Source organism: Streptomyces sp. NRRL B-24572, from assembly GCF_002156145.1.
Classification (GTDB): domain Bacteria; phylum Actinomycetota; class Actinomycetes; order Streptomycetales; family Streptomycetaceae; genus Streptomyces; species Streptomyces vietnamensis.
Genome location: NZ_MWIG01000449.1, coordinates 1 through 9,530, shown reverse-complemented (window position 1 = coordinate 9,530; position 9,530 = coordinate 1). Strand labels below are relative to the sequence as shown.

Here is a 9,530-nt window from a genome sequence, read left to right as displayed (position 1 = left end):
GGGCTCGCCGGGGGTACCTGGGGCCGGGTGGAGCGCTTGGTCCGGGAGCGGATGACGGCGCGGGGGATACCGGTCACCGTGTACGACGTCGGCGGGTAACGGGCGCGGGGGCGGGGCGTCGTAAGGGTGTTCGGTCGGGCGGGCTAGAGTCGACGGCTGTTCGCATCGGGGGCACAGGAACACAGGGGAGAGAGATGTACGTGCAACTCAGGGAGACGGCCGACGAGTTGGCCGGAGTCCTGTGGCGGGAGCACACCGTCTACCGGGAGCGGGGCGGCGGGGTGGTGATCCGGGGCGAGCACGTGCGCCGCTGGATCAGCCTCGCCCCGACCGGGGGCAAGGACCGGGCCCTGCTGCGGGCCGGGCGGATCCTGGACGGGGGGACGACCGCCCCGGCCCGTACGGAGGTGGTCGTCGACCTGACGGCCGGGACGGCGGAGCTCGCGGCCGTCTGCCGCCGGCTGCTCGCCGACGTCGCCGCGGCCGCCGAGCCCGGCCCGGGGTCGGGACCCTCCCGGGCGGGCGGGCGGGAGAAGCGGGAAAGGCCGGGGCGGACGGCTCGTGCCGCCCGCCCCGGCCGCCGCCCCCGCAGGGAGCGGCACACCGGCCCGGGTTCCTGGTTCGTCCTGCTCTGCGTCGCCGCGGTGCTCGGTGTCTGGCTCTACGGCGTCTTCGGTACGTACCCCTACTGAGGGAGCGGTCCGGTCAGTAGGCGGTGACGGGGTAGTGGTCGGAGAGGTTGGTGTAGGTGTACGACGTGCCCCAGCTGGAGACCGTCCACGGCGCGCTCTGCTCCAGGACCACGTTGTTGGTCCAGCCGGCGGGCCGGGCGTTCCCGGACCGGTAGAGGACGTAGTCGAGGTCCTCGCGAGGGTCGGTCGGGTAGCGGTAGGACGCGATCGAGTTCAGCTGGGTGTCGAAGGAGTACGGGTGCCCGGTGCGGGCGTCGGCCCCCACCAGGTCCGCGTCGGCGAGCATCGTGCCGTACTCGGGGGTGCGCGAGTCGACGTTCATGTCACCGGCGACGATGACCTGCTCGTTCGCCGGGATGTTCTTGGCGTCGAGGAACGCGTCGATCGCCTTGAACTGGCGGCTGCGCATCTGCGCGGCCTCGCCCGTCGAGCAGCCCGGGTCGGTCGAGTTCGCGTGCGTGCCGAGGACGTGGACGAGGCTGCCGTTCACGTTCAGGACGACGTAGGCGAAGCCCTTGTTCGCGTACCAGTCGGCGCCGCAGGCGTCCTTGTAGACGTACTGCTCCTTGCGGACGATCGGCCACCTGCTGAGGATCGTCACCCCGCCGTCCTCGGGCGTGGTCGAGGAGTAGGACCCGCCGGTGGCGTCCCAGCCGGTCTTGCTGCGGCCCACGACGGGGGTCTGGTACGGGTACTGCGTGGCCGCGTTCGCCTTGAGGGCGTCCGAGGCGGAGTTGTCGAAGGCCTCCTGGAGCACGACGACGTCCTGCCCCTGGAAGAAGGGGGCGGCGGGGATCGCCTGGGCCCGGTGGTCCTGGCCCCAGTTCGGGTACAGGGTCTTGGACATCAGGAACGTGTTGTACGTCAGCACCTTCAGGCGCGGGGCCTCGGCGGTGGTGGCGGCGGACGCGGCCGGGGCGGCCGTCACCAGGGTGGCGGCGGCGAGCGCGAGCGAAAGGGCGGCGCCGGGGGCGCGGCGGAGCGCGGCGAACGACACGTGAACTCCCGTGAGTACGTGGGGGGTTGGGCTGGCGACGCACATACAATCAGCCACGGTTACCATCCGGTAGCCTTTGGGTGCCGAGAATCTTGCCGAGCCTGCAAGATCACGCCAACTCTCGTTCCGGTGTCTGATTTGTTGTGTTTTGGAGCAGGTAGAATGCGCGCATGACCCTCGCGAACTCCACTGTCTTCAAGACCGACCTCGGTCCGCTCAACCCCGTCTGGGCCGAGCTCATCCTCGGCGCGGTGCTGTTCGGGCTCACCTTCTTCATCATGGCCAAGGCCATCCTCCCGAAGATCAAGCGCACCCTCGACGCGCGCGACGACGCCATCGAGGGCGGCACCGAGCGCGCCGACGACCTGCGCTCCGAGGCCACCGCCATCCGTGAGCAGTACGAGGCCGAGCTCGCCGAGGCCCGCCACGAGGCCGCCCGCATCCGCTCCGCCGCCACCGAGGAGGGCTCGGCCGCCATCGCCGCCGCCCGCGCCGAGGGCCAGGCCGAGCGCGACGCGATCCTCGCCGCCGGTCACGCCAAGATCGCCGAGGAGCGCGCCGCCGCCGAGCGCGAGCTCACCGCCGACGTCGACGCCTGGGCCCACGCCCTCGCCGCCCGCATCGTCGGCGAGCCGGTCGGCGCCGACCGCGCCTGACCTCGTACTTCTCGCAAGGGGCCGTCGCCCGGGCCGCAACGCCCGGGCGACGGCCCCTTCGTCATGCGTGGCAGCCTGGACACATGAGGAGAAGGCCATGGCCATGGACCGTGTGAAGCCGCTCGACCGGGCCCCGGCCGGTCACGAGCCCCTGCCGCCGCCCGTCGGCGGAGTGCTGTGGAGCGTCGCGGGGGACGTCCGGGCGCTCCTGATGCTGCCCGCCGCCCTCACCCTGCAGGTCGCCCACCCCGCGATCGGCGCCGGCGTCGACGACCACTCCGTCTTCCGCACCGACCCCTGGGGCCGCGGCGAGCGCTCCCTGCGCTCGCTCCAGCTGTGGATCTACGGCGGCGAGGAGGCCGCGCGGGAAGGCCGCCGCCTCCGGGAGCTGCACAAGACGATCCAGGGCACCGACGCCCACGGCCGCCGCTACCACGCCCTCACCCCGGCCTACTACTCCTGGGTGCACGCGACCGGCTTCCCCGTCTACCGGCACGGGCTCGGCCTCCTCGCCCGCCCCCTCACCGGGGCGCAGGAACGGCAGCTGTACGCCGAGTGGCTCCAGGTCGGCCGGATCCTCGGCATCCACGACCGCGACATGCCGCAGACGATCGAGGAGTTCTGGCCGTACTACCGGAAGGTCCTCGCCGAGGAGATCGAGGCCACCACCGTCGTACGGGAGCTGCTCGACACCGAGCTGCCGCTGCCCGCCCCGGACCGGGGCCCGCTGCCGCTCCGGCTCGCCCTCCGCCTCCTCTGGCCCGTCCTGCGCCGCCCCTTCCTGCGGGTGCGCGCCTTCCTCACCGTCGGCCTGATGCCGCCGGACGCCCGGGAGGCCATCGGTCTGGAGTGGACGGACGCGCAGGAGCGCGCCCTGCGCCGCTTCGCCCGGATCGTCCGGGCCGTGGTCCCGGTCCTGCCCGAGCGCCTGCGCTACCTGCCCTTGGCCCGCAGGGCCCGCAAGACCGCCCGCCACGCCAAGCGGTAGGGCGGCGCCCCCCCGCTGTGGGCGCCTCGTGCCGCCCCCGTTGTGGGCAATCGTTCCGCTGGGGCAAGGGGGTCCCCCTTGCCCTGCGGGACGATTGCCCACACGGCAGCGAGGCGCCGCCCAGCACAGGCGCGGGTCCACACGGCAGGCGGCGAAGGGCACCGGCCTGCCGGGCGCGGGCCCACACGGGGCGGACGCGCGCGGCTCCGCACGGGCGAGGGCACCGCCCCGCACGGGCGCGGGCCCACACGGCAGCGGGGTGCCGCCCAGCAGGACGCGGGCCCGCGCCGGGTGGGGCCAAGCCCCGGGCGGGAGCGCCGCCCGGGGGGACGCGGGCCCGCGTCCCGGGTCAGTGACCGGCGTGGTTCCCGGCTGCCTCGTTCTCGTGGATCGTGTTCGTCTCCGCGATCTTCTTCCACGACTTCGGCTGCGCGGGCTTCGCCGGCTTCGTCGCCGAAGTCGCGGCCGTGCGGGCCGTCGGGGCGGACAGGCCCGCCGCCGTCGCCGCCGGGGCGGCCGGCTTCGACGGCTGGTACAGCCAGGTGTCGAAGAGCCCGGCCAGCGGCTTGCCGGAGATCCGCTCCGCGTACGTCACGAAGTCCGAGACGTGCGCGTTGCCGTAGGCGTTCTCCTGCGGCCAGCCCTTCAGGATCGCGAAGAAGGTCTCGTCGCCCACCTCGTTGCGCAGCGCCTGGAGCGCCAGCGCGCCCCGGTCGTAGACGGCGATGTGGAACTGGTTGTCGGCGCCCGGGTCACCCGGCTTCACCGTCCAGAACGGGTCGTCGGCCGCCCGCGTGGCGTACGCGTAGTCCGCCAGCTCCTGGGCCGTGCCCTCGCCCTCCTTCTCCGACCACAGCCACTGGCTGTAGCGGGCGAAGCCCTCGTTGACCCAGATGTCCTTCCAGTCCTTGACGGACACGCTGTCGCCGTACCACTGGTGCGCCAGCTCGTGGACGACCACCGACACGTTCGCGCCGTTGGCGAACTGCCGCGGGCTGTAGAACGGACGGGTCTGCGTCTCCAGGGCGAAACCGCTGGTCACATTGGGCACGTAGCCGCCGAGGGAGTTGAAGGGGTACGGCCCGAAGACCGACTCGAGCCACTCCGCCACCTCGGTCGTCCGCTCGATCGAGGCGCGCGCCGCGCCCGCGTTGTCGCCGAGGTCCTTGCTGTACGCGTTGAGGACGGGCAGCCCGTTCGCCGTCTTGTCCGTCGTGATGTCGAACTTGCCGACGGCGAGCGTCGCCAGGTACGTGGCCTGCGGCTTGTTGGAGCGCCAGTTGAACCGGGTCCAGCCGAGCCGCGAGGACTGCGACTGCAGCACGCCGTTGCTGATGGCCTGGACGCCGTCCGGCACCAGGACCGACACGTCGAAGGTGGCCTTGTCCAGCGGGTGGTCGTTGGACGGGAACCACCAGACGGCCGAGTCCGGCTCCTGCGCGGCGACACCGCCGTCCGGGGTGCGGGCCCAGGCCGACCAGCCGTCGATCTTGAACTCGGAGGGCTTGCCCGCGTAGCGGACGACGACCGTGACCGGCGTGTTCTTCGCCAGCGGGCTCGCCGGGGTGACCTCCAGCTCGTGGTCGCCCGAGGCGGCGAACTTCGCCAGGCGGCCGTTCACCCGGACCTCGCTGACCTTCAGACCGAGGTCCAGGTTGAAGCGGGACAGGTCCTGCCCGGTGGTGGCGAGGAGCGTCGCCGTGCCCTCCAGGAGGTCCGTCGCCGGCTGGTACTTCAGGCGCAGGTCGTAGTGCGAGACGTCGTAGCCGCCGTTGCCGCTGGCGGGGTAGTAGGAGTCGCCGATGCCCGGGGCGCCCGGGGTGAAGGAGGCGGCCGATGCCGGGATCGCCAGCAGCAGGGAGGCCGCGAGGGCGCTCGGAACGATGAGTCTGCGGTGCACAGGTGCTCCCCAAGTCATAAGAAACGTAAGACGCGCGGGTGGTCGTCGGTCCTTAGTCCGGACCTTATTCAGCCCCCCGACGCACCGTCACGTCCAGAGGACCCCCTGTCACACGATCGCCATTCGGCCGACATGTACCGCCCGCCACCCGAATCGCATCCGAATGCCTCCGGCACTCTTTTGCACGGGAGTTGACCGGGGTACGTTCCGGCGCATGCCGATGCGAAAGCGGAGAACCCGCGGAGCCCGACTGACGTACGGAACCCTCGTGTCCGCGGCCACGGCCGCCCTGTTCGCAAGCCTCGTCACCCCAGCCGGCGCCCAGCCGGAACCGGCCCCGCCCGCCGCGCCCTTCGCGCGCGAGTCCCGCCCGGTCCACTCGTACGCCGACGCCGTCCGCGAGTCCGTCTGGGTGGACACCGGCCTCGACGGCGACGGCGACGGACGCTCCGACCGGGTCGCCGTCGACATCGTGCGCCCCCGCGAGCCCGCGGCGGCCGGCCGGAAGATCCCGGTCATCATGGACGCCAGCCCGTACTACGCCTGCTGCGGACGCGGCAACGAGAGTCAGAAGAAGACCTACGACGCCGACGGGAACCCCGTCCAGCTCCCGCTCTTCTACGACAACTACTTCGTCCCGCGCGGCTACGCCTTCGTCGCCGTCGACCTCGCCGGCACCAACCGCTCCGACGGCTGCGACGACGTCGGCGGCCGCTCCGACGTCCAGTCCGCGAAGGCCGTCGTCGACTGGCTGAACGGCCGCGCCCGCGGCTACACCTCCCGCACCGGCGCGACCCCGGCCCGCGCCACCGGCTGGTCCACCGGGAACGTCGGCATGATCGGCAAGAGCTGGGACGGCACCATAGCCAACGGCGTCGCCGCCACCGGCGTCGAAGGGCTGAAAACGATCGTTCCGATCGCCGCGATCTCCTCCTGGTACGACTACTTCCACTCGCAGGGCGCCCCGCTCTACAACTCCAATCCGAGCTGGCTCTCCGGGTACGTGAGCAGCCCCGAGGCGCAGGGCCGCTGCGGCGCCGTCCAGGACCGGGTCACCGCGGGCACCCCCTACAGCGGCGACTGGACCCCGGCCTGGACCGAGCGCGACTACGTGAAGGACGCCGGCAAGGTCAGGGCCAGCGTCTTCGTCGTACACGGGCAGCAGGACCTCAACGTCCGCGCCGGTCACTACGGCCAGTGGTGGGACGCGCTCGCCGCCCACGGCGTCGAGCGGAAGATCTGGCTCTCCCAGACCGGCCACGTCGACCCCTTCGACTTCCGGCGCGCCGACTGGGTCCGCACCCTGCACCGCTGGTTCGACCACTACCTCCTCGGCTACGACAACGGCGTCGACCGCGAGCCCGTCGCCGACATCGAGCGCGCCCCGGACGTCTGGACCACCGACCGGCAGTGGCCGGCGCGCGCCACCGCGACCACCACCCTGCGCCCCGCCGCCGGAGCCGCCGCAGGACCCGGTGTCCTCGGCCGCGCACCCGCCGCCCCCGGCTCCACCGCGACCTTCACCGACGACCCGGCCCTGGGCGAGCTGGACTGGGCGGCCCGGATCGACGACGCCACCCCCGAGAAGGCCGGGTTCGTCACCCGCCCGCTCTCCCGGGACCTGCGGATCTCCGGCTCCTCGAAGGTGACGGTCACCGCGACCCCCACCACCTCCACCGCGCACCTCTCCGCCGTCCTGGTCGACCTCGGACCCGACAGGATCCGGGACTACGGGGCCGCCGGCGAGGGCATCACCACCCTCACCGACCGCAGCTGCTGGGGCGCGAGCACGGCGGGCGACAGCGCCTGCTTCAAGGAGACCGCCGCCCGCACGACGGACGTCGCGTACAACGTCGTCAGCCGGGGCTGGGCCGACCTCGGCACCTGGGCCGACCCGCGAGAGGAGCGCCCGCTGATCCCCGGCAGGGCGTACACCCTGACCCTGGACCTCGCCCCGACGGACCACGTCGTCCCGGCCGGCCACCGGCTCGCCCTGATCGTCGGCGGCACCGACAAGGACCTCCTCGACCCTCCGTCGACCACCCCGACCCTCACCCTCGACCTCGCCCGCACCTGGGCGAAGCTGCCCCTCGTCGGGGGCGCCGGGGCGTTCGACCGGGCGACGACGGGACCGGCCCCGGCCCCGGCCCTGCCCTCGCCGACCGATGTCCCGTCCCTGACCGGTCCCGTGCCGCCGGCCGCCGTCACCGGACCGCGCCTGCCCGGGGAGGACCGGTGAACCCCCTTGCCCGTCAGCGGAGTTCCCGCCGGGCGCTCGCCCTCGTGATGGGCGCCGCCGCCCTCGCCCTGCCGCTCGTCACCGTCCCCGCCAAGGCGGCGGACAGCGCGCCCGCGCAGGCCCTCCCGCGCACCGGCTTCGAGGAGAGCCGGGGCGCCCGCTGGACCACCGAGGCCGAGGAGGGGGAGTTCCTCTCGGCCGTCCAGCGGGGGAGCGACCGGGTGGCGCTGCGCGAGATCGGCGTCACCGGTCAGGGCCGCCCGCTGCGGCTCGCCACCCTCGGCGCGGGCAGCACGACCGTCCTGCTCGTCTGCAGCCAGCACGGCGACGAACCGGCCGGCCGGGAGACCTGTCTGAGCACGGTGCGCGACCTCGCGTACGCCCGGGACAAGGAGACCCTGCGCTTCCTCGCCCGCACCACCCTCCTCGTCGTCCCCACCGCGAACCCCGACGGCAGGGAGGCCGACACCCGAGGCAACGGCGACGGCGTCGACGTCAACCGCGACCACCTCGCCCTGCGGACCGCCGAGGCGCGCGCGATCGCCGCCGTCATCCGCGACCGGAAGCCCGCACTCGTCTACGACCTCCACGAGTACGGCGCCACTCCCCGCTACTACGACAAGGACCTCCTCGCCCTCTGGCCCCGCAGCCTCGACGCCGACCCGCACGTCCACGACGAGTCCCGGACGCTCTCGGAGTCCTACGTCCGGCCCGCCGCCGGGCTCTCCGGCTACAGCAGCGGCGTCTACGGCATCTGGACCGACCCGCTCACGGGGGAGCCGGTCAAGCAGGTCGCCGGTGACGGCCAGGAGCGGATCCTGCGCAACACGGCCGGCATCAAGCACTCCGTCGGACTGCTCGTCGAGACCCGTGTGAACGCCTTCGACCAGGCGGAGAAGGACGACCCGGCCCTCAACCACCGGCGTCGCGTCGCCACCCAGCACGCCGCTCTGAAGGGGGCCTTCGCCTACCTGGACGAGCGGCGCGGGCCGCTCACGGCGGCCACCGCCCTCGCCCGCGGCGCCGGCCTCGCCGACCGGGGTCCGGTCTACCTCGGCGGCGCCGACAACGACCCGGCCGAGCCGGCGGAGATCCTCGCCGACCCGCCCTGCGGCTACCGCCTGGACGCCGCCCAGTACGCCGAGGTGGGCGACGAACTCGCCCTGCACGGCGTGACCGTGAGGGCAGAGGGCGCAGGTGCCTTCGTGCCGCTGCGCCAGTCCCAGCGCGCCCTCGTCCCGCTGCTCCTGGACGCGCGGGCGACCTATCACCTCGTCAGTGGGATTCCTGTGGAGGAGTGTTGACGATCGGGTGCCCCCGGCCCGGCGCGGCGTGATCCCGATGTTTGCCGAGGTAAAGTTACCTGCTGGTACTGACCATGCCTCGAACGGGCCCACGAGGCCCTGGAGTTGGAGAACCATCATGCGCCGCACCAAGCCCGCACGCCGTACCCTGACGGCCCTGCTCGCCACGACGCTGCTCGCCGGGGGCGTGCTGCTCGGACAGGCGGCGACCGCCGAGCCGGCCGCCGCCAAGCCCATCACCTGCAACGTCACCAAGCTGCGGGCGGAGGCCCGCAAGGAGCGCGACCGCGCGGCCCGGCTCAAGAGGGACGGCGCCCGGACCGAGGCCCGCAAGGCCCTCGCCCACGCCGACGCCCTCGAGCGCCGGGCCAAGCAGTGCGCCGACGCGGACGACAACAGCAGGCCGCCGCTCTGGAAGTAGGAAGCGGTACGTCGCGCGGGGCGGTTGCCATCCGAAAGGACAGCAACCGCCCCGCAGGCGTCCCGGTCCTGCCCCACGGTCGTCAGGGCATCGCCGTCGCCAGCTCCGTCGCCGCGTCCGCACAGCCCCAGGCGACCGTCACCCCCGCGCCGCCGTGCCCGTAGTTGTGGACGAGCCGTCCACCGTCCGGCAGCGTCACCGCCTCGATCCGCACCCCGCCCGCCCGCGCGGGCCGCAGGCCCACCAGGTGGCCGAGGACCCGGGCGCCCGCGATCTCCGGCCGCACCCGCGCACACCGCGCCACGATCGCCGCCGCGGTCGCCGGATCCGGCG

Annotated in this window: 9 protein-coding genes and 1 pseudogene; 7 read left to right on the top strand and 3 right to left on the bottom strand. The window is 73.3% G+C overall.

Annotated features, from left to right (window positions below):
* Window positions 1–99, top strand: a pseudogene (locus tag CCN56_RS44865) (Appr-1-p processing protein); the annotation flags it as partial.
* Window positions 100–194: 95 nt separating this feature from the next.
* Window positions 195–692 carry a hypothetical protein gene (locus CCN56_RS25730; RefSeq protein ID WP_086830363.1) on the top strand — a complete coding sequence of 166 codons (498 nt, stop codon included), beginning with the start codon at window positions 195–197 and terminating at the stop codon, window positions 690–692.
* 13 nt (window positions 693–705) lie between these two features.
* On the opposite strand, the gene sph is transcribed toward CCN56_RS25730, so the two are convergent.
* Window positions 706–1,734, bottom strand: coding sequence for a sphingomyelin phosphodiesterase (sph, locus tag CCN56_RS25725; protein ID WP_086830362.1), 1,029 nt, complete (start codon window positions 1,732–1,734; stop codon window positions 706–708).
* A gap of 125 nt (window positions 1,735–1,859) precedes the next feature.
* On the opposite strand from sph, the gene CCN56_RS25720 reads away from it, so the two are divergent.
* Both CCN56_RS25720 and CCN56_RS25715 read left to right on the top strand, forming a co-directional pair.
* Complete coding sequence (locus CCN56_RS25720; protein WP_086830361.1) at window positions 1,860–2,345, top strand: hypothetical protein; 486 nt, start codon at window positions 1,860–1,862, stop codon at window positions 2,343–2,345.
* A gap of 97 nt (window positions 2,346–2,442) precedes the next feature.
* Window positions 2,443–3,333, top strand: a complete 891-nt coding sequence (locus CCN56_RS25715) for an oxygenase MpaB family protein (protein WP_256962139.1) — start codon at window positions 2,443–2,445, stop codon at window positions 3,331–3,333.
* A 349-nt stretch (window positions 3,334–3,682) separates the two neighbouring features.
* Here CCN56_RS25715 and CCN56_RS25710 read toward each other — a convergent pair whose 3' ends face one another.
* Window positions 3,683–5,233, bottom strand: coding sequence for a M1 family metallopeptidase (locus tag CCN56_RS25710; RefSeq protein WP_086830360.1), 1,551 nt, complete (start codon window positions 5,231–5,233; stop codon window positions 3,683–3,685).
* Window positions 5,234–5,447: 214 nt separating this feature from the next.
* Here CCN56_RS25710 and CCN56_RS25705 point away from each other — a divergent pair, with 214 nt between their 5' ends.
* From CCN56_RS25705 to CCN56_RS25695, 3 genes are all read left to right on the top strand, one after another.
* Window positions 5,448–7,472, top strand: coding sequence for a Xaa-Pro dipeptidyl-peptidase (locus CCN56_RS25705; protein ID WP_086830359.1), 2,025 nt, complete (start codon window positions 5,448–5,450; stop codon window positions 7,470–7,472).
* Window positions 7,473–7,519: 47 nt separating this feature from the next.
* Entirely contained in the window at window positions 7,520–8,776 is a 1,257-nt protein-coding gene (locus CCN56_RS25700) for a M14 family metallocarboxypeptidase (protein WP_086830358.1), read from the top strand.
* 118 nt (window positions 8,777–8,894) lie between these two features.
* The gene (locus tag CCN56_RS25695; RefSeq protein WP_086830357.1) at window positions 8,895–9,197 is read left to right on the top strand and encodes a hypothetical protein; all 303 of its coding nucleotides are present in this window, start codon (window positions 8,895–8,897) and stop codon (window positions 9,195–9,197) included.
* 82 nt (window positions 9,198–9,279) lie between these two features.
* Here CCN56_RS25695 and CCN56_RS25690 read toward each other — a convergent pair.
* On the bottom strand, window positions 9,280–9,530 hold a 251-nt coding region (locus CCN56_RS25690; protein WP_143664622.1), incomplete at its 5' end, for an FAD-dependent oxidoreductase.